This is a genomic window from Micromonospora sp. RL09-050-HVF-A (assembly GCF_019374995.1).
Taxonomy (GTDB): Bacteria; Actinomycetota; Actinomycetes; order Mycobacteriales; family Micromonosporaceae; genus Micromonospora; species Micromonospora antibiotica.
Window position 1 is genome coordinate 7,004,465 of sequence record NZ_JAGKQP010000002.1, and the last position, 18,964, is coordinate 7,023,428.

The 18,964-nt window shown below is 73.5% G+C and carries 18 protein-coding genes and 1 pseudogene; 13 read left to right on the forward strand and 6 right to left on the reverse strand.

Annotated elements, in window-relative coordinates:
- Window positions 1-12: 12 nt before the first annotated feature.
- The gene (locus tag J7462_RS30700; RefSeq protein ID WP_204961325.1) at window positions 13-702 is read right to left on the reverse strand and encodes a response regulator transcription factor; all 690 of its coding nucleotides are present in this window, start codon (window positions 700-702) and stop codon (window positions 13-15) included.
- A 73-nt stretch (window positions 703-775) separates the two neighbouring features.
- On the opposite strand from J7462_RS30700, the gene J7462_RS30705 reads away from it, so the two are divergent.
- Entirely contained in the window at window positions 776-1,699 is a 924-nt protein-coding gene (locus J7462_RS30705) for an ADP-ribosylglycohydrolase family protein (protein WP_219469572.1), read from the forward strand.
- Between the two features lie 115 nt (window positions 1,700-1,814).
- Here J7462_RS30705 and J7462_RS30710 read toward each other — a convergent pair whose 3' ends face one another.
- Entirely contained in the window at window positions 1,815-2,738 is a 924-nt protein-coding gene (locus J7462_RS30710; RefSeq protein WP_219469575.1) for a DUF1775 domain-containing protein, read from the reverse strand.
- Window positions 2,739-2,949: 211 nt separating this feature from the next.
- Here J7462_RS30710 and thrS point away from each other — a divergent pair, with 211 nt between their 5' ends.
- The 4 genes and pseudogenes from thrS to J7462_RS30730 all read left to right on the forward strand — a co-directional run bounded on the left by thrS (window position 2,950) and on the right by J7462_RS30730 (window position 7,826).
- On the forward strand, window positions 2,950-4,953 hold the full coding sequence (gene thrS, locus J7462_RS30715; RefSeq protein WP_219469577.1) for a threonine--tRNA ligase: 2,004 nt from the start codon (window positions 2,950-2,952) through the stop codon (window positions 4,951-4,953).
- 70 nt (window positions 4,954-5,023) lie between these two features.
- A pseudogene (locus J7462_RS30720) lies at window positions 5,024-5,595 on the forward strand (HIT domain-containing protein).
- A 155-nt stretch (window positions 5,596-5,750) separates the two neighbouring features.
- Window positions 5,751-6,389 (forward strand): hypothetical protein, encoded by a 639-nt coding sequence (locus tag J7462_RS30725; RefSeq protein WP_219469580.1) that lies wholly within the window; start codon window positions 5,751-5,753, stop codon window positions 6,387-6,389.
- 306 nt (window positions 6,390-6,695) lie between these two features.
- The gene (locus J7462_RS30730; protein WP_219469583.1) at window positions 6,696-7,826 is read left to right on the forward strand and encodes an aldo/keto reductase; all 1,131 of its coding nucleotides are present in this window, start codon (window positions 6,696-6,698) and stop codon (window positions 7,824-7,826) included.
- 122 nt (window positions 7,827-7,948) lie between these two features.
- Here the strand turns inward: J7462_RS30730 and J7462_RS30735 are convergent, their stop codons facing one another.
- A complete protein-coding gene (locus tag J7462_RS30735) occupies window positions 7,949-10,075 on the reverse strand; it encodes an elongation factor G-like protein EF-G2 (RefSeq protein ID WP_219469586.1) in 2,127 nt (708 codons plus the stop codon).
- A 250-nt stretch (window positions 10,076-10,325) separates the two neighbouring features.
- Here J7462_RS30735 and pgsA point away from each other — a divergent pair, with 250 nt between their 5' ends.
- The 8 genes from pgsA (at window position 10,326) to J7462_RS30775 (ending at window position 16,979) form a co-directional block, all read left to right on the forward strand.
- Window positions 10,326-10,946, forward strand: coding sequence for a phosphatidylinositol phosphate synthase (gene pgsA, locus J7462_RS30740; protein WP_219469589.1), 621 nt, complete (start codon window positions 10,326-10,328; stop codon window positions 10,944-10,946).
- Entirely contained in the window at window positions 10,943-11,884 is a 942-nt protein-coding gene (locus J7462_RS30745; RefSeq protein WP_219469593.1) for a phosphatidylinositol mannoside acyltransferase, read from the forward strand. The genes pgsA and J7462_RS30745 overlap by 4 nt, the downstream gene beginning before the upstream one ends.
- Window positions 11,885-11,899: 15 nt before the next feature.
- Window positions 11,900-13,069: a glycosyltransferase family 4 protein gene (locus tag J7462_RS30750; RefSeq protein WP_208569434.1), complete on the forward strand. Its 1,170-nt coding sequence runs from the start codon at window positions 11,900-11,902 to the stop codon at window positions 13,067-13,069.
- Window positions 13,066-13,581 (forward strand): hypothetical protein, encoded by a 516-nt coding sequence (locus tag J7462_RS30755; protein ID WP_372444114.1) that lies wholly within the window; start codon window positions 13,066-13,068, stop codon window positions 13,579-13,581. Before J7462_RS30750 ends, J7462_RS30755 begins: the two co-directional genes overlap by 4 nt.
- Before the next feature lie 250 nt (window positions 13,582-13,831).
- On the forward strand, window positions 13,832-14,749 hold the full coding sequence (pdxS, locus tag J7462_RS30760) for a pyridoxal 5'-phosphate synthase lyase subunit PdxS (RefSeq protein WP_208569435.1): 918 nt from the start codon (window positions 13,832-13,834) through the stop codon (window positions 14,747-14,749).
- 43 nt (window positions 14,750-14,792) lie between these two features.
- Complete coding sequence (gene pdxT / locus J7462_RS30765) at window positions 14,793-15,398, forward strand: pyridoxal 5'-phosphate synthase glutaminase subunit PdxT (protein WP_219469596.1); 606 nt, start codon at window positions 14,793-14,795, stop codon at window positions 15,396-15,398.
- A gap of 208 nt (window positions 15,399-15,606) precedes the next feature.
- Window positions 15,607-16,359: a YebC/PmpR family DNA-binding transcriptional regulator gene (locus J7462_RS30770; protein WP_208569437.1), complete on the forward strand. Its 753-nt coding sequence runs from the start codon at window positions 15,607-15,609 to the stop codon at window positions 16,357-16,359.
- A 5-nt stretch (window positions 16,360-16,364) separates the two neighbouring features.
- Entirely contained in the window at window positions 16,365-16,979 is a 615-nt protein-coding gene (locus J7462_RS30775) for a DUF402 domain-containing protein (RefSeq protein ID WP_307799648.1), read from the forward strand.
- Window positions 16,980-17,067: 88 nt separating this feature from the next.
- Here J7462_RS30775 and J7462_RS30780 read toward each other — a convergent pair whose 3' ends face one another.
- The 3 genes from J7462_RS30780 to J7462_RS32840 form a co-directional block, all read right to left on the reverse strand.
- Window positions 17,068-18,015 carry a permease prefix domain 1-containing protein gene (locus tag J7462_RS30780; protein ID WP_219469598.1) on the reverse strand — a complete coding sequence of 316 codons (948 nt, stop codon included), beginning with the start codon at window positions 18,013-18,015 and terminating at the stop codon, window positions 17,068-17,070.
- On the reverse strand, window positions 18,012-18,353 hold the full coding sequence (locus J7462_RS30785; protein WP_219469601.1) for a PadR family transcriptional regulator: 342 nt from the start codon (window positions 18,351-18,353) through the stop codon (window positions 18,012-18,014). The genes J7462_RS30780 and J7462_RS30785 overlap by 4 nt, the downstream gene beginning before the upstream one ends.
- 118 nt (window positions 18,354-18,471) lie before the next feature.
- Window positions 18,472-18,945: a hypothetical protein gene (locus J7462_RS32840; RefSeq protein ID WP_308291081.1), complete on the reverse strand. Its 474-nt coding sequence runs from the start codon at window positions 18,943-18,945 to the stop codon at window positions 18,472-18,474.
- Between the last annotated feature and the right edge of the window lie 19 nt (window positions 18,946-18,964).

Below are 18,964 nucleotides of genomic sequence, written 5' to 3' on the forward strand. Positions count from 1 at the left end.
CCAGCGCCGTCCTCAGTCGGGGGCCACCAGCCGGAACCCCACCCCCCGCACGGTGCGCAGGTAGCGCGGCTTCGCCGCGGACTCGCCCATCTTTCGCCGCAGCCAGTACAGGTGCACGTCGATGGTCTGGTCCTCGCCGACCGACGGCTGGCGCCATACCTCCTCCAAGAGCTCCCGCCGGGACACCACCCGGCCAGGTCGTGCGGCCAGGTACGCCAGCAGGTCGAATTCCTTGCGGGTGAGCGCCAGTGGCTCCCCGTCGAGCACCGCACTGCGTTCGCCCACGTCCACCCGCAGGCCGCTGACGGTGTGCACGGCCGGGGCCACCGTCCGGCTGGCCCGGCCGACCCGGCGCAGCACGGTGGTGATCCGGGCGTCCAGGTGGGCGCCGGTGAACGGCTTGACCATGTAGTCGTCCGCGCCGGCCCGCAGCAACCGGACCACCGACTGCTCGTCGTCGCGGGCGGTGGCGATGATGATCGGTACGTCGGTGATGCCGCGCAGCATCCGCAACGCGTCCGAACCGTCCAGGTCGGGCAGGCCCAGGTCGAGCACGACCAGATCGGGGGTCTCGGCGGCGACCCGGCGCAACGCGTCCAGGGCTGTCCCGACCGCGTGCACCGCATGCCCCCGTTCGCTGAGCGAGCGCAGCATCGCGCCGCGGACGACGTGGTCGTCTTCGACCAGGAGCACGGTGGCCACGTCAGCACCGTACTGCCCGTGGCAAGTCGGGTGCGTTGCGACGGACCCGTGAACCGGGCAAACTGGTACGACGATGCCGTTCACCCTCTTTCCCGACGCACGGCTGGCGCTGGCCCGGGACAGCCTGGCCGGGCTGTCCGTCGGCGACGCCCTCGGTTCCCAGTTCTTCGTCCCGGGCCAGCGGCCCGACGACCTCGCGGCCGGCCGGTTGCCCCCGCCGCCCTGGCAGTGGACCGACGACACCGAGATGGCCTGTTCGGTACTTGCCGAACTCGCCACCCACGGCGACGTCGACCCCGACCGGTTGGCGCTGGCCTTCGCCACCCGGGCCGAGCCCTACCGGGGCTACGGCCCGGGTGCGGTGACGATCCTGCGGTTGATCCGCACCGGCACCCCGTGGCCGGTGGCCGCCGCGTCGGCCTTCGACGGTCAGGGTTCCTGCGGCAACGGCGCCGCGATGCGGGTCGCCCCGCTCGGCGCGTGGTACGCCGACTCGACCACCCGGGCGGCGACCCGGGCCCGCGCCAGCGCCGAGGTCACCCACGCCCATCCGGAGGGGGTCGCGGGCGCGGTGGCGGTGGCCGTCGCCGCCTCACTCGCCGCCCGGACCCGACTTGAGGGGGAGCACCGTCCCGACGTCACCCGGCTGCTCGCCACCGTCGCCGGGGCCCTCGACCCGAGTACCGAGGTGCACCGGGGGACACGCCGGGCGGCCGGTCTGCTCGGCCGCCCCCTCGACGAAGCGGTCGCGGCCCTGGGTAACGGCTCCCGGGTCACCGCCCAGGACACCGTCGCCTTCACCCTCTGGGTGGTCGCCACCCACCTGGCCGACTACCCGGCCGCCATCCGTGCCTGCGTCGAGGCGGGCGGGGACGTCGACACCACCGCAGCGATCGTCGGCGGGATCATCGGCGGCCACACCGGGGTCGGCACGCCCGGCGGGGTGCCGACCGACTGGGTGGCCGCCCGGGAGGCGCTCCCCACCTGGCTGGACTGAGACCGCCCGCTCCGCGTTCGGCCTGCGGCGGGTCCCTCGGCTCTCCGCGTGCTGCCACCCGGTCGGTGCTCAGCGCGCCGCCAGCTGCTGCCACCAGCTCGGCGCTGGCATCTGCTCAGCGTGCTGCCACCTGCTCGGCGTCGGTGTCGGCGTGGTCGGTCGGGACGTGCTCGTCGAGCCGCCAGCCCTGGTCGGAAGGGGTGCGCCCGACCGGGGCGCGGTCGGTGTCCGACGTCGGGTCGTCGGCCCCGGCGGGCTCCGTGTCCCCGGCGGGCTCCGTGTCCCCGGTGGGCTCCGTGTCGGCGGCGGCCCGACGGCGGGAGCGGCTCGCCACCCAGCCGATCGCCGCGCCGCCGCCCAACCCGACCAGCAGGCCACCGCCGAGCAGCAGGTCGGCGCTGGGGCCGCCGTCGCCCTCCGTCGGTGCGGCGGCGTCCGGGGCGGACTGGGCGTCCGTCGCGTCGGCCGCCCCGCCGTGGTGCCCGGGGGCGGCACCGGGGGCGGGTGGCACCAGTGCCAGCGTCGGGGCGGGATGCCCACCCCCCACCGGGTCGGCCCAGCGCACCACCGTGCCGTCGGAGTAGGTCTGCACCACCTCGAAGGTCATCCGGTCGAGCTGCGGCAGCGGGCCCATGGCCACCGAGAGTCGCGCCGGACCCGACACCGCCGGTCCGGCACCCCGGGTCCAGACCACCGCCGAGGTCACCGTGCTGACCGACGGGGCGTGGATCCCGGCGACCGGCGCGTCCAGGTCGCGGGAGGTGATCAGTGGTGCCCAGCCGTCCACCGACAGCGGGTAGACCTCGCCGATCGGGGCATCCGGCGGGAGCCTGAACTCGATCTTCTCGGTGCGCGCGCCAGGCCGCTCCTCGGGCACCACGAAGGTCAACTCCACCGCGTCGCCCTGCACCGCCTGACCCGGGCTGGACGTCACCCCGTCCGCCGACGCCGCGGTCGGGGCGCCGAACACCCCGGCCGCCACCGCCGCCAGCACCAGTACGGTCCGACGCCGCCGGGCGCCACCACGGGTCGTCGCCATCTTCCGCCCCCATCCGTCTCGCCGCGGCCGACACCGGCTCCGGCCACACCTGGTAGTTCGGACGGCGGGCCGGAAAGGTTCAACGCCGGTGCGGGTCGATACCGCGACCGGGCTTCCTTTCCCGGCGACCGGGGGCGACGGCGGGACCGATAGCATCGAAGCAGCCGGCGCGTCCGGCCCATCCGTGCCGCCTGCCGTTGAGGAGTTCACCGTGTCCGCACCCCGTACCCCCGTCGTGGCCGACCCCGTCGTCGTGGCCGCCGGGACGACGGCGGCCGACGCGGTGGCCGCGGCCGGGCTGCCCGCCGCCGGCCCGAAGGCGGTCGTGGTGGTCCGCGACCCGCAGGGCCAGCTGCGTGACCTGGACTGGGCACCCGCCGAGGAGACCACCGTCGAGCCGGTCAGCCTCGACTCGCCGGACGGGCTCAACGTGCTGCGGCACTCCACCGCCCACGTGCTCGCCCAGGCCGTGCAGGACGTCTTCCCCGAGGCCAAGCTGGGCATCGGCCCGCCGATCGAGAACGGCTTCTACTACGACTTCGCGGTCGACAAGCCGTTCCAGCCCGACGACCTGGCCAAGCTGGAAAAGCGGATGCAGGAGATCGTCAAGTCCGGCCAGCGGTTCCGCCGCCGCCGCTTCGACAGCCTGGACGAGGCCCGCACCGAGCTGGCCGCCGAGCCGTTCAAGCTCGAACTGATCGAGGTCAAGGGCGAAGGGCTGGACACCAGCGAGGTGATGGAGGTGGGCGGCGGCGAGCTGACCATCTACGACAACCTCGCCGCCGGTGAGGACAAGGTCTGCTGGTCGGACCTGTGCCGGGGCCCGCACCTGCCGAACACCCGGCTGATCGGCGCGTTCAAGCTGATGCGTTCGGCCGCCGCGTACTGGCGGGGGTCGGAGAAGAACCCGCAGCTCCAGCGGGTGTACGGGACCGCCTGGCCGACCCGCGACGAGCTGAAGGCGTACCTGAAGCTGCTGGAGGAGGCCGCCCGGCGCGACCACCGCAAGCTCGGCGTCGACCTCGACCTGTTCAGCTTCCCCGACGAGCTGGGCTCCGGCCTGGCGGTCTTCCACCCCAAGGGCGGCATCATCCGCCGGGAGATGGAGAACTACTCCCGGATCAAGCACGAGCAGGCCGGCTACTCGTTCGTCAACACCCCGCACATCACCAAGGGCCACCTGTACGAGGTCTCCGGGCACCTCGACTGGTACGCCGACGGGATGTTCCCCCCCATGGAGGTCGAGGGGGCGAACTACTACCTCAAGCCGATGAACTGCCCGATGCACGACCTGATCTTCCGGTCCCGGGGCCGCTCCTACCGGGAGTTGCCGCTGCGGATGTTCGAGTTCGGCACGGTCTACCGGTACGAGAAGTCCGGCGTGGTGCACGGCCTGACCCGGGTCCGGGGCATGACCCAGGACGACGCGCACATCTTCTGCACCGAGGAGCAGATGGCCGGCGAGCTGAAGTCGCTGCTCGCCTTCGTCCTGGAGCTGCTGCGCGACTACGGCCTGGACGACTTCTACCTCGAACTGTCCACCCGTAACCCGGACAAGTCGGTCGGCACCGACGAGAACTGGGTGCGGGCCACCGAGGCGCTGCGCTCGGCCGCCGAGGAATCCGGCCTCACCCTGGTGCCCGACCCGGGCGGCGCGGCGTTCTACGGCCCCAAGATCTCCGTCCAGGCCAAGGACGCCATCGGCCGGACCTGGCAGATGTCCACCATCCAGGTCGACTTCAACCTGCCCGAGCGGTTCGGCCTGGAATACCAGGCGGCCGACGGCAGCCGGCAGCGGCCGGTGATGATCCACCGGGCCCTGTTCGGGTCGATCGAACGGTTCTTCGGGGTGCTCACCGAGCACTACGCCGGAGCCTTCCCGGCCTGGCTGGCGCCGGTGCAGGTGGTCGGCATCCCGATCCGCGAAGACCACACCGAGTACCTGCACGGCTTCGTCGCGGCGCTGCGCGCCGAAGGCATCCGGGCCCAGGTCGACGCGGGTGACGACCGGATGCAGAAGAAGATCCGCACCGCCCAGCAGCAGAAGATCCCGTTCATGGTGATCGCCGGGGACGACGACGTGGCCGCCGGCACCGTGTCGTTCCGCTACCGCGACGGTTCGCAGCGCAACGGGGTGCCGGTCGCCGAGGCGGTCGCCCACGTGCTCGACGTGGTCTCCTCGCGTACCAACTCGGGGCCGTCCGCCGGCAGCTGACCCCGGCCCGTCACCGGCCGCGTACCCACGGCCGGTGGCGGTCGGCGCGGGAGATCGTAGGATCGGCGGTGTGACTGGGGCGGAGCGGCACCTCGACGGCGACACGGACCACGGCCCGGCGGACGACGGACTGGCGGACGGGCTCGACCGGCTCTGGACGCCGCACCGGATGACCTACATCTCGGGGGAGGACCGGCCGGAGGGCGGCTACGAGAAGCCCGCCGGCTGCCCGTTCTGCCTGGCCCCGGCCTGCCGCCGGAGCGGAGCCTGGTGGTGGCCCGGGGCGAGCACGTCTTCGCGGTGCTCAACCTCTACCCGTACAACCCGGGGCACCTGCTGGTCTGCCCCTACCGGCACGTGGCCGACTACACCGCCCTCGACCAGGCCGAGACGGTGGAGCTGGCGGCGTTCACCCAGACCGCGATGCGGGTGGTCCGGCAGGTCAGCAGCGCGCACGGGTTCAACCTGGGGATGAACCAGGGCGGGGTGGCCGGCGCCGGCATCGCCGCCCACCTGCACCAGCACGTGGTGCCCCGGTGGGGTGGGGACATCAACTTCATGCCGGTGATCGGCCGGACGAAGGTGCTCCCGCAACTGCTCTCCGACACCCGCGAGTTGCTCGCCCGCGCCTGGCCGTCCTGAGCGGCGGCCCGGGCTATCCGCCACGGCACCCCCGGGTCCGGCGCGGGCCGGTGTGCCGGGGCCGCGTGACGGCACGTCCGGGTCGGGCGCGGGTCGGTGGGCCGGGCCTGCGTGACGGGTGCGGCGGTCGGTGTGGCGACTCCTAGGATGTGATCATGGCGTTGTTGCACCAGGCGGAGATCCGCCCCACGAAACTCGAACTCCTGGCCGGTTGGCTGCCGGGCCGGCGCTGGTATTCCGGGCCGGCGGCCGGCGAGCCGGTCCGGGTGGCCGCCTACCGGTTCGACGACCCCGCCGGTGCCGTCGGTATCGAGACGATCCTGGTACGGGTCGACGCCGGCCCGGTCTACCAGGTCCCGCTGACCTACCGGGACGCGCCGTTGGCCGACGCCGACGAGTGGCTGGTCGGCACCACCCACCACTCGGTGCTCGGCCCCCGCTGGGTCTACGACGGGTGCGGCGACCCGGTCTACGCCGCCGCCCTGGCCGCCGCCATCCTCACCGGCACCGGTCAGGCGCAGGAGTACTTTGAGATCGACGGAGTGCGGGAAGTCCGCGAGCCGTCCATGACGGTGGCCGGCACCGGCAACGTCGGGGCCCCCGTCGTCGGCGCGGTACGCCAGGTGGGCGACGACGACCCGACCAGCATCGGCACCGACACCGTCGACCTGCTCGTCGCCCGCCGGCTGCCCGGTGCCGGACTGCCCGACGACGGGCCGGCCGCCGCCACCCTGACCGGCCGTTGGCCTGGGCAGTCGACCCCGGTGCCGCTGGCCCGAGCCCTGCCCCGCTGATCACCCGGCGGGCCCCGGCACCACCGGGCGGGCCGGGTGGGTCGCCGTCGTCCGTTGTCCGTGCCGCCACCGGGTGGGTCGCCGTCGTCCGGTGTCCGCGTCGCCACCGGTGGGCCGGGTGGGTCGCCGTCGTCCGGTGCCACCCTGCCCGCCTTCACCGCCCGCGACGGCGTGTGCCGACCGGCGGGGTCGGCGAAGTCCGCGCCGCCATCCGCCGTGCCGTGCCGGCGGTGTCGCTTGTGGTCGATCGGGCACGATGCGTCAGCTTCGTCTCCCCACGCGTCCCGAAGGTGACACGATGCGGCGATGGCAGTGACGACACGGATGTTGGGTCGCAGCGGCATCGAGGTCAGCGCCCTCGGCATGGGCTGCTGGGCGATCGGCGGCCCCTGGGCCGAGGGCACCCAACCGCTGGGCTGGGGCGCGGTCGACGACGAGGAGTCGGTGCGGGCCGTCCGCCGCGCGCTCGACCTCGGGGTGACCTTCTTCGACACCGCCGACACGTACGGCGCGGGGCACAGTGAGCGGGTCCTCGGCCGGGCGCTGGCCGGCCGCCGCGACGAGGCGGTGATCGCCACCAAATGGGGGTACACCTTCGACGAACGGTCCCGGCAGGCCACCGGCGAGGACGCCTCCCCGGTGTACCTGCGGCGGGCGGTCGTCGACTCGCTGCGCCGCCTCGACACCGACCGGATCGACCTCTACCAGCTGCACCTGGGTGACCTCCCGCTGCCGCGGGTGGAGGCGCTGGTCGGCACCTGCGAGGAACTGGTCGCCGACGGACTCGTCCGGGCGTACGGCTGGAGCACCGACCGGGCCGACCGGGCCGCCGGGTTCGCCCAGGCGGCTCCGCACGCCACCGCCATCCAGCACAGCCTGTCGGTGCTGCGCGACGCCCCGGTGATGCTGGCCGCCTGCGACAAGCACGACCTGGCCAGCGTCAACCGGGGGCCGCTCGCGATGGGGTTGCTCACCGGCAAGTACACCAACGGCTCCACGCTGCCCCGCGACGACGTGCGGGGAGTGGCGCCGGGTTGGCTGGAGTGGTTCCGCAGCGGTCGACCCGCACCGGAGTGGCTGCGTCGGGTCACCGCCGTGCGGGGCGCGCTCACCGCCGACGGGCGGACCCTGGTCCAGGGCGCGCTGGGTTGGCTCTGGGCGCGCAGCGACCGGACGGTGCCGATCCCCGGTTGCCGTACCGTCGCCCAGGTCGAGGAGAACGCCGCCGCGTTGCGCCTCGGCCCGCTCACCCCGGACCACTTCGCCGAGGTGGAACGGCAACTCGCCGCCCTGCGTACAGCCGCCCTCCGGGACGCCGACCGCCCCCACTGGCCACTACCCCCGTCCCCGCCGCCCGCCCCTGACCCCCGCCCACCCGTCCCCCACCCCCGCCACCTCCCACCCCCGTCGATCATGGAGTTGTGGGGCCCCGCGTAAGCGACATATGGGGCTCAACACCCACCACAACTCCATGATCGACGCGGTGGGGTGGTGGGGCGGTGGGGGTGGTGGGGCGGTGGGGGTGGTGGGGTGGGGTGGGTGGTAAGGGTGGGGTTGGGTTATTTCGGGGTGGGGGTGGGGGTGTAGTGGGCGAAGGTGCGGCGGAAGGTGCCGGTGCCGGCGGTCAGGGCCCGCAACTGCACGGCGTAGCGCAGCAGTTCCTGGGCGGGGACCTCGGCCCGGACCAGGGTGCGGCCCTCGACGTCCGGGTCGACCTCGGTGCCGAGCACCCGGCCCCGCCGGCCGGACAGGTCACCCAGCACCGCACCGACCGAGGAGTCGGCGACCCGGACCACCACCTCGTCGACCGGCTCCAACAGGGTCGGAGCGCCCCGCTCGGCGGCGTCGCGCAGGGCGAGCGCGCCGGCCGCCTGGAACGCGGCATCGGAGGAGTCGACGCTGTGCGCCTTGCCGTCGACCAGGGTCACCCGCACGTCCACCACCGGATGCCCGGCGACCACCCCGCGGGCCAGCTGCGCCCGGACACCCTTCTCCACCGCCGGTACGTAGTGGTGCGGCACCGCCCCGCCGACCACCCGGTCGACGAACTCGACACCCGCCCCCCGGGGCAGCGGCTCCACCTCGATGTCGCAGACGGCGTACTGACCGTGCCCGCCGGACTGCTTGACGTGCCGGCCGTGTCCGGTGGCGGCGGCCGTGAACGTCTCCCGCAACGGCACCCGCACCGGCTCGGTGTCCAGCTCCACCCCGCCGGCCCGGAGCCGGTCGAGCACCACGTCGGCGTGTGCCTCGCCCATGCACCAGAGCACCAGTTGGTGGGTGTCCGGGTTGCGCTCCAGCCGTAGCGTCGGGTCGCCGACGATCAACCGGCCCAGGTTGCGGGCCAGGGCGTCCTCGTCGGTCCGGCTCCGGGCGGCCACCGCCACCGGCAGCAGCGGCTCCGGCATCTCCCAGGGCGCGATCAGCAGCGGCTCCCCCTTCGCCGAGACGGTGTCGCCGGTCTCCGCGCTGCCCGCCTTGGTGATCGCGCAGATGTCGCCCGCGACGCACGCGTCCACCTCGCGCAGGGCCGCCCCGAGCGGGCGGTAGACGTGCCCGACCCGCTCGTCGGCGTCGTGGTCGGGGTGGCCGCGCTCGACCAGCCCGTGCCCCGACACGTGCACCGTCTGGTCGGGGCGCAGCGTGCCGGAGAAGACCCGGACCAGGCAGACCCGGCCGACGTGCCGGTCGACGGTGGTCCGGACCACCTCGGCGACCAACGGGCCGTCCGGGTCGCAGTCCAGCGGCGGGCGGGGGGAGCCGTCCACCCCGGTCACCGCCGGGACCTCGCGTTCCAGCGGCGACGGGAAGGCCGACACCAGGGCGTCGAGCAGCACGTCCAGCCCGACGCCGGTGGCCGCGCAGACCGGCGTCACCGGGTGGAAGTGGCCCCGGGCGACCGCCCGCTCCAGGTCGGTGACCAGCACGTCGGTGTCGATCTCCTCGCCGTCGAGGTAGCGGTCCATCAGGGTCTCGTCCTCGCTCTCGGCGATGATCCCCTCGATCAGCTCACCCCGGGACTCGGTGATCGCCGGCAGGTGCTGCGGGTCCGGCTCCCGGACGTCGGCGGGCAGCCCGGCCGAGTAGTCGTGCACCCGCCGGGTGATCAACGCGAGCAGCCCGACGACCGCCTCGCCGTCGTCGCCGAGCATCGGCAGGTGCAGCGGGAGCACGTTGTCTCCGAAGACCCGCTGGCACAGCGCCACCGCCTCGTCGAAGTCGGCGCGCGGGTGGTCCAGCCGGGTGACCGCCACGGCGCGCGGCAGGTCCACGGCGGCGCACTCCTCCCAGAGGGCGGCGGTGGCGGCGTCCATCCCGTCGACGGCGGACACCACGAACAGTGCCGCGTCGGCGGCCCGCAGCCCGGCCCGCAGCTCGCCGACGAAGTCGCCGTACCCGGGGGTGTCCAAGAGGTTGACCGTCACCCCGGCGTGCACCAGCGGGGCGCAGGCGAGGCTTACCGAGCGCTGCTGGCGTACCGCGGCGGGGTCGTGGTCGCAGACGGTGGTGCCGGCGGCGACGGTGCCGGCCCGGTCGATCGTGCCGGTGGCCGCGAGCAGCGCCTCGACCAGGGTCGTCTTGCCGGCGCCGGAGTGTCCGACGAGCACCACGTTGCGTACCCGGTCGGGCGTGGTCACCACCGGCGTGTCACCGGTGGCGCCCTGGTCCTGGTTCTTCTGCGCCATCGCGGCGCACCTCCCTGAGCCGGTGGTGGGTGGCGACCGCCGCGCACGACGGGGAGCGGCCCGGTCGGGTGCCGCGGCGATATCCTCCGGTGGCCCGGCGACCGGCGAACGGTCAACGGGCGAGGTGGTGAGCTGGCTCACCTTCCGCCCCGATCCCACACCCGTCGACGGACCCCGCACAAGTCTCGTCGGGCGGGTCGGGCGACCGGCCGTATCGCGCGGCACTGCCGGCCGTTATCGTGGGACCGCCATGGCGAAGATCTTCCAAGTGACGGCCCGCGCGGGGATGACCCGCGTCGTGGAGCCGGTCGCGCGCGGTCTGCTCCGCGCCGGTGTGTCCCCCAACGCGGTCACCGTGGCCGGCACCGTCGGCGTGCTCGTCGGCGCGCTCGGGTTCGGTGCCCGCGGCCAGCTGGTGGCCGGAGCGCTGATCGTGACCTTCTTCGCGCTGACCGACATGCTCGACGGGACGATGGCCCGGATGAGCGGCGGCTCGACCCGGTTCGGCGCGTTCCTCGACTCGTCGATGGACCGGGTCTCCGACAGTGCGGTGTTCGGCGCGGTCGCCTACTGGCTGGCCACCGAGGGCAACCACTCCGGGGTGGCCGCCGCGTTGATCTGCCTGGCCGCCGGAGGGCTGGTCTCCTATGTCAAGGCCCGCGCCGAGGGGTTGGGGATGAGCGGGAACGTGGGCGTCGCGGAACGCACCGAACGGCTGCTGATCGTCGGGGTCGGTGGGCTGCTCACCGGCCTCGGGGTCGGCCCGGCCCTGGAGATCTCGCTCTGGCTGCTCGCCGCCGTGTCGATCTTCACGGTCGGCCAGCGGGTGGCCCACGTTTACCGGCAGGCGCAACTGGCCGGCCCCGAGTGAACCTCACCGAACTCGGCTACGTCGCCGGCTGGCGGCTGGCCCGCGCGCTGCCCCGGCCCGTGGTCGCCGCGGCCTTCCAGGCGGGCGCCGACCGCGCCCACCGCGCCCGGGGCAAGGGCGCCACCCGACTGCGCGCCAACCTGCGCCGGGTGGTCGGCCCCGATCTGCCCGAGGCGGAGCTGGACGCACTGGTCAAGCAGGGTCTGCGGTCGTACGCCAGGTACTGGATGGAGGCGTTCCGGCTGCCCTCGCTGAGCCGCCAGCAGATCCTCGACGGGTTCGACCTCGGCGGGTCGGAGCTGCTCGTCGCCGACGTGGCGGCCGGCCGGGGCGCGGTGGTGGCGTTGCCGCACGCCGGCAACTGGGACGCCGCCGGCGCCTGGGTGGCCGCCGCCGGCCTGCCGATCACCACGGTCGCCGAGCGGCTCAAGCCGGAGGGCGTCTACCGGCGCTTCCTCGCCTTCCGCGAGGGTCTCGGCATGGAGATCCTGCCCACCCACGGCGGTGCCCGGCCCGCCTTCGACGTGCTGGTGGACCGGCTCGGCGCGGGCACCGTGGTGCCGCTGCTGGCCGACCGGGACCTGTCCGCCCGGGGCATCGAGGTGGACTTCTTCGGCGGCCGTACCCGGATGCCGGCCGGGCCCGCCCTGCTGACCATCCGCACCGGCGCCCCGCTCTACGTGGCGTCGCTGTGGTACGAACCGGAGATGCCGCGCGCGCAGTTGGAGGGCCCGCTGCCGGTGCCCGACCCGGACAGCGCACCGTTGGACGAGCGGGTCCGGGTGCTGACCCAGCGGATTGCCGACTGTCTGGCGGCGGGCATCGCCCGTCATCCGCAAGACTGGCACATGTTGCAGCGGATGTGGCTGGACCAGCGGGGCTCCACCGACGGCGGGTCCACCGCGGCGCCGCCCCCGGCCAGCGCCGGTTCGGTCTGAGGGGAGGGGGCGCCAGTGCGGATCGGCATCGTGTGCCCGTACTCCTTCGACGTCCCGGGCGGGGTGCAGAACCACGTCATGGACCTGGCCGAGGCGCTGCTCGGACTGGGGCACGAGGTGAGTGTCCTGGCCCCCGCCGACGAGGAGTCGACGCTGCCGCCGTACGTGGTCTCCGCCGGGCGGGCGGTGCCGCTGCCGTACAACGGTTCGGTGGCCCGGATCGCGTTCGGGCCGGTCTCCACCGCCCGGGTGCGGCGCTGGCTCACCCGGGGCGAGTTCGACGTGCTGCACGTGCACGAGCCGCTCACCCCGAGCCTGTCGATGCTGGCGGTGCTCTCCGCCCGGGGGCCGGTGGTGGCGACCTTCCACACCGCGATGACCCGGTCCCGGGTGCTCGCCGCCGCCCAGGGGGTGCTCCAGATCCTGCTGGAGCGGATCACCGCCCGGATCGCGGTCAGCGCGTTGGCCCGCAAGGTGCAGGTCGAGCACATGGACGGCGGGGCGGTGGAGATCCCCAACGGGGTGGCGGTGGCGAAGTTCGCCGGGGTCGAGCCGTTGCCCGGCTGGCCGGGGGAGTGCGCCACCGGCAGCGGCGGGACGCTGGGTTTCCTCGGCCGGTTCACCGAGGCCCGCAAGGGTTTCCCGATCCTGCGCGACGCCTTCGTCGCGTTGGCCGCGCACCGGCCGGGGCTGCGCCTGCTGGTGGCCGGACCGGGTGACCCGGACGACCTGTTCGGGCGGTTCCCGGCGGAGCTACGCGACCGGGTGACGTTCCTCGGTCTGGTCTCCGAGGTCGACAAGGCCCGGATGCTGCGCAGCGTCGACCTCTACGTCGCCCCGAACACCGGCGGCGAATCGTTCGGCATGATCCTCACCGAGGCGCTGGCGGCCGGCGCGACCGTGGTCGCCAGCGACCTGGACGCGTTCCGGCGGGTGCTCGACGGCGGGCGGGCCGGTCGGCTCTTCCCGACCGGTGACCCGGCCGGCCTGCGGACCGTCCTGGCGGAGCTGCTCGACGACCCGGCGCAGCGGGCCGCGTTGAGCGCCTGCGGCGATCAGGTGGTGGCCCACTACGACTGGCCGGTGGTGGCCCGTCGGGTGGTGGAGGTCTACGCGGCGGCCATCGAGGCCACCGACGGTCGGGTCATCGACCAGGAGTGGGCGGGGCTGGGTGGTCCGCGGTGACCCCGACGGTGCCGCAGCTGTGGGCGGTGTCGGTCGCCGTGGTCGTCGTCGCCCTGGTCGTGGTCTACCTGGTCTGGACGGCGGGCCGGGTCGAGCGGTTGCAGACCCGGGCGGAGTCGGCGGCCCGCGCGCTCGACGCCCATCTGCTGCGCCGGGCCGCCGCCGCCGCGGTGCTGGCCGAGCAGCGCCACGGCGTGGAGCTGTACGCGGCGGCGCGGATCGCCCTGGACGCCGTCCCCGAGGAGCGGGAGGCGGCGGAGAACGACCTCACCCGGCAACTGCGGGCGGCCCGGCTGGACCCGGCCGATCCCTCCTGCGGGGCGGTGATCGCGGCGAGCCGGCGGCTGGCGCTGTCCCGGCAGGTGCACACCGACCTGGTGCGGGACGCGCGTAGCGCGCGGAGCCGACCGCTGGTGCGGGTGTGCCGGATGGGCCGCCGCCACCCCTGGCCGCGGTATTTCGACATCGACGACCCCACCCTGGCCCTGCCCGCCGACGTCCCGGCGGGCTGACCGGGGCTGCCGACCGGTTGCTGCCCGACGGTGCGGCCCCTTTCGCGGTGGCGGCCCCGGGTCGCGGTGGCGGCTCGGGTCGCGGTGGCGGGCGGGTCGCCGGGGCGGGCGGCACCGGCCCGGGTCGAGCCGGGGTGACGGGGGCCACAGGGCAGGCCACCGTGGGGCCGATTGGCTGTCGGAGCGGCGTCCGGGGCGTCATAGCATCAGCCGGAGCCAGCCCCCGAGCACGTCCGAGGAGTGATGGACCATGTCCGAAACGACGTCCCCGAGCGCCGATGCCCCCCAGGTCCGGGGCACCGCCCGCGTCAAGCGCGGCATGGCCGAGATGCTCAAGGGCGGCGTGATCATGGATGTGGTCACCGCCGAGCAGGCCAGGATCGCCGAGGACGCCGGTGCGGTCGCCGTCATGGCGCTGGAGCGGGTGCCGGCCGACATCCGCGCCCAGGGTGGCGTGTCCCGGATGAGCGACCCGGACATGATCGACGGCATCATCGCGGCCGTGTCCATCCCGGTGATGGCCAAGGCCCGGATCGGTCACTTCGTCGAGGCGCAGGTCCTGCAGTCCCTCGGCGTCGACTACGTCGACGAGTCCGAGGTGCTCACCCCGGCCGACTACGCCAACCACATCGACAAGTGGGCGTTCACCGTCCCGTTCGTGTGCGGCGCGACCAACCTGGGTGAGGCGTTGCGCCGGATCACCGAGGGCGCGGCCATGATCCGCTCCAAGGGCGAGGCGGGCACCGGGGACGTCTCCAACGCCACCATGCACATGCGGAGGATCCGGCAGGAGATCGCCCGGCTCAGCTCCCTGCCGGCCGACGAGCTGTTCGTCGCGGCCAAGGAGTTGCAGGCCCCGTACGACCTGGTCAAGGAGGTCGCCGAGACGGGCAAGCTGCCGGTGGTGCTGTTCACCGCCGGGGGCATCGCCACCCCGGCCGACGCCGCGATGATGATGCAGCTCGGCGCGGAGGGCGTCTTCGTCGGCTCCGGCATCTTCAAGTCCGGCAACCCGGCGCAGCGGGCCGCCGCGATCGTCAAGGCGACCACCTTCCACGACGACCCGGACGTGCTGGCGAAGGTGTCCCGGGGCCTGGGTGAGGCGATGGTCGGCATCAACGTCGACGAGATCCCCCAGCCGCACCGGTTGGCCGAGCGCGGTTGGTGAGGCTTGGGTCGGGGCTGCTGCCGGTGGCGCGGGAGGAGGGGACGTGGGTGGACCGGTGATCGGGGTGCTCGCCCTCCAGGGTGACGTCCGTGAGCATGTTTCCGCCCTCGCCGGGGTCGGCGCGGACGCCCGTGCGGTGCGTCGGCCAGCCGAGCTGGACGCGGTCGACGGGCTGGTGATCCCGGGTGGGGAGTCCACCACCATGAGCCGGCTGGTGGACATCTTCGGGCTGCGCGCGCCGATCGACGAGCGGATCGCCGCCGGGATGCCGGTCTACGGGTCCTGCGCCGGGATGATCATGTTGGCCACCGAGGTGCTGGACGGCCGTCCCGACCAGCGGGGCTTCGCCGGCATCGCGATGACGGTGCGACGCAACGCGTTCGGTCGGCAGGTCGACTCGTTCGAGGCTCCGGTGGAGATCACCGGGATCGACGGCGGGCCGTTCCACGCCGTGTTCATCCGCGCCCCCTGGGTCGAGCGGGTCGATGCCGACGTCGAGGTGCTGGGCCGGGTCACCGGGGGTCCGGCCGTCGACCGCATCGTCGCCGTCCGCCGGGGCAACCTGGTGGCGACGTCGTTCCATCCGGAGTTGACCGGGGACCTGCGTCTGCACCGTTACTTCGCCGACCTGGTCGGGGCCGCCCGCTGAGCCGCCCATCTCCCGGCGAAAGGGGCGATTTCCGCGCGGGTTGGTGGCGGTGCCGCGCCGGGTGTGACGGCGGGGTGGGTGCTCTCGGTAGGATTGCCGCGGTTCGGCGCGGGCACTGCCCGTCGCAGCCCTCCAACGCGGCCGGTGCTGGCCCGGAGTCGGCGCGGCCAGCCGACGCGAGGCGTGAGTCAACAGACGGAGGTACGAGATGTCCGGCCACTCTAAATGGGCGACCACCAAGCACAAGAAGGCCGTCATCGACGCCAAGCGCGGCAAGATGTTCGCCAAGCTGATCAAGAACGTCGAGGTGGCGGCCCGCACCGGCGGCGGTGACCCGGCCGGTAACCCCACCCTCTTCGACGCCATCCAGAAGGCCAAGAAGAGTTCGGTCCCGAACGACAACATCGACCGCGCGGTCAAGCGCGGCTCCGGCCTGGAGGCCGGCGGCGCCGACTGGCAGACCATCATGTACGAGGGGTACGGCCCGAGCGGCGTGGCCATGCTGATCGAGTGCCTGACCGACAACCGCAACCGGGCCGCCACCGAGGTCCGCACGGCGTTGACCCGTAACGGTGGTTCGCTCGCCGACGCCGGCTCGGTGTCGTACATGTTCTCCCGCAAGGGCGTGGTGATCGTCCCCAAGGCCGACACCACCGAGGACGACGTGATGATGGCGGTCCTCGACGCCGGGGCCGAGGAGGTCAACGACCTCGGTGAGGCGTACGAGGTGGTCTCCGAGCCGACCGATCTGATCGCGGTCCGCACCGCCCTGCAGGAGTCCGGGATCGAGTACGAGTCGGCCGAGTCCGCCCTGATCCCCAGCGTCAACGTGCCGTTGGACGAGGACGGCGCACGCAAGATCTTCAAGCTGATCGACGTGCTGGAGGACTGCGACGACGTGCAGAACGTCTACGCCAACTTCGACGTCTCGGACGACGTGATGGCGGCGGTGGACGCCTGACGGTCGTGCCGGCACACCGGTTCCCGCCGGGCGACGTGGTCGTCCGGCGGGAGATCCTGCGTGGTGAGGTCTGGTTCGGCTGCCCCACCATCTGCGTGGCGGACACCGACGACCTGTTGGCGCTCTATCTGCCGCCGGGTGCCGAGTTCGGCTTCCCGGAGCACGGCGAATTCCCCTGCGGCCGGCACCCGTGGCAGACGGCGGGGCACACCGCGTGGTCCGGGCACGGCAAGCTGATGCTGCACCGCCCGGGCGAGGCGCACTCGGTCGACGTCTTCTGGACCGGGCCGGACCGCACCTTCGCCGGCTGGTACTTCAACCTCCAGGACCCGCTGCGGCGTACCCCGATCGGGGTGGACACCCTCGACCACGAGCTGGACCTGTGGTGGGCGGCGGACGCCGACCGGTACGTCTTCAAGGACGTGGAGCTGTTCGCCCAGCGCCTCGTCGAGGGGCGTTACCCGGGCATGGCACAGGCGATCCGGGCCGAGGGGGACCGGATCGCCGCGCTGCTCGACGCGGGGCAGCGGTGGTGGGACGAGGGCTGGGCGCACTGGCGGCCGGAGCCGTCCTGGCCGGTGCCGCAGCTGCCGCCCGGCTGGGCTGCCGTGCCGTGTTGACCTGACCCGCCCCCGCGCGGGCCGGGGGTTCCCGGACCGTGCGACGGGCTCGGCGTGGGTACGCCGGGCCCGTCGGGTGCTGGTTCTTTCAGCGCGTCTGGCGGCGTGTCTTCACGGCGCTGTCGATCAGCCCCCAGACCACCACCCCGGCGGCGCTCAGCGCGATGACGACTCCGAGGGTGTCCCGGTTGTCCTGGTCGGCGAGCCAGCTCAGCCGGTCGGCCAGGGCCGGGTTGAGCAGCCGGTCGGAGAGCGCCAGCCAGGCCACCGGCACCGCGAACGCCACGTCGAGCAGGCCCTTCACCCCGAACAGCGGCCAGGTCCAGCGTCCGGTCCGGTACTTGACGATCTCGAACCCGATGCTGGCGGCCAGCACCACGATCAGCGCCGGCAGCCAGAACGACCACAGCGCCGGGTCGAGGATCGGGATGTTGCCGCCGTCGGTGTCGTGCACCCACGACTGGTAGTGCTGGAAGGGCAGGTATCCGATGGTCAGCGCCAGCATGGCCACCGAGGCGACGGTGTCGGCGAGGGAGACGTCCCGGTGGGTGGGTACGTCGGGGAGCTGGTCGACGGTCCAGCCGGGCATCGTGGTGCCCGGCTGGCAGCGTTCGATGAGGGCGAACGTCAGGGTGAGCCAGAAGGTGATCTGCACGCCCACCTGCATGGCGACGACGATCCCCCGGCCGATGGCGCCGAAGCCGTTGCCCTGTGCCACCTCGACGACCACGACGACCGTGCCGACGATCGCCGGGATGAAGCTGAGCAGCAGTTTGAGCAGCCGGAGCCAGACGAGGTAGTAGGTCGGGCCGATGAGCTGGAGCCGGCGGTCGGCGTACCGGGAGGCCAGCAGGTCCGGGTTGCCCAGCTCGGTGAGCACCTCCCGCTCGGCGGTGGCGGTGTGCTGGCCGCCGCCGCTCCGGTCCTCGATCATGTCCTCGATCGAGGCGCGCAACTCGGTGGCGATCTCGTCCCGACGCTCGGCGGGCACCGAGCGGAGCGTCGCCGCGAGGTAGCGGTCGGTCAGGGTGTTCATCGGTCGGCTCCTTCGATCAGCCCGGTCACGGAGGTCTGTACGGCGGCGAGGTCGTCGAGCAGGCGGGCCAGGACCGTCTCTCCGTCGGCGCTGGTGCGGTAGAACTTGCGCGGTCGGCTCTCCTGGGTGTTCCACTCGCTGGTCAGCAGCCCCTGCTCCTCGAGTCGTCGGAGCAGGGGATAGAGGGTGTTGGCGTCGACCGGGAAGCCGTGCCGGGTGAGGCGTTGCAGCAGCGCGTAGCCGTAGCCGGGTTGGCGCAGGGCCAGCAGGCTGGCCACCACCACCGTGCCGCGACGCAGCTCCTGGAGATGGGTCCGCAGGACCTCCTCGCTAATCATGTGTCACACCATACTGTGTGACACACACTAATGTCGAGGACGACAGCAATGTTGGCGATGCCACCATGCGAACCGGGGCGTCGGGGAGAACCCCCGACGCCCCGGCCCGGACCGGCGGTCAGCAGGAGTGGCCCTGGCGGAAGGCCCGCTCGACGTGATCCGCCAGCCCGACCTGGAAGTAGCCGACACCCGGCCGGATCGGGTGCCCGGTGAACAGCTCGACCCGGTTGCCGAACCGCACCAGGTAGGCCGTGGCGTCCCCGGCGTCGTTGTGGATCAGCGCGCCCCGCGGACCGTAGATCTGCTCCAGTTCGGCCCAGGACATGCCCACGCTCGCCCCGGCCGGCGAGCGGGGCGGTGCGGTGGCGGTGCCCACCTCGACCAGCCGCCCGTTGCGGAAGGCCACCATGATCACACCTGCCCACTCACCGGTGACGCCGGCCGTGACCACGCCCTCGCAGTCGAGGGCCGTCCAGTCGATCAGTCCGGCCGAGGTGAGCCGGGTCAGTGACGCGCCGATCCGGAACGGTCCCGCCCCCCGGACGCTGAGCAGGTCGGTGCTGCCGGCCGGGCGGTCCGGCGAGAGGGCCACGGTGGCGCCGGGCCGGACC

What these genes read in the sequence shown, in the direction of transcription:
- J7462_RS30705 (WP_219469572.1), top strand. Translation starts at nt 776, where the DNA reads ATGCCGTTCACCCTCTTTCCCGACGCACGGCTGGCGCTGGCCCGGGAC.
- pdxS (WP_208569435.1), top strand. Translation starts at nt 13,832, where the DNA reads ATGTCCGAAACGACGTCCCCGAGCGCCGATGCCCCCCAGGTCCGGGGC.
- J7462_RS30730 (WP_219469583.1), top strand. Translation starts at nt 6,696, where the DNA reads ATGGCAGTGACGACACGGATGTTGGGTCGCAGCGGCATCGAGGTCAGC.
- J7462_RS30710 (WP_219469575.1), bottom strand. Translation starts at nt 2,738, where the DNA reads ATGGCGACGACCCGTGGTGGCGCCCGGCGGCGTCGGACCGTACTGGTG.
- J7462_RS30735 (WP_219469586.1), bottom strand. Translation starts at nt 10,075, where the DNA reads ATGGCGCAGAAGAACCAGGACCAGGGCGCCACCGGTGACACGCCGGTG.
- J7462_RS30780 (WP_219469598.1), bottom strand. Translation starts at nt 18,015, where the DNA reads ATGAACACCCTGACCGACCGCTACCTCGCGGCGACGCTCCGCTCGGTG.
- J7462_RS30725 (WP_219469580.1), top strand. Translation starts at nt 5,751, where the DNA reads ATGGCGTTGTTGCACCAGGCGGAGATCCGCCCCACGAAACTCGAACTC.
- J7462_RS30785 (WP_219469601.1), bottom strand. Translation starts at nt 18,353, where the DNA reads ATGATTAGCGAGGAGGTCCTGCGGACCCATCTCCAGGAGCTGCGTCGC.
- J7462_RS30770 (WP_208569437.1), top strand. Translation starts at nt 15,607, where the DNA reads ATGTCCGGCCACTCTAAATGGGCGACCACCAAGCACAAGAAGGCCGTC.
- pgsA (WP_219469589.1), top strand. Translation starts at nt 10,326, where the DNA reads ATGGCGAAGATCTTCCAAGTGACGGCCCGCGCGGGGATGACCCGCGTC.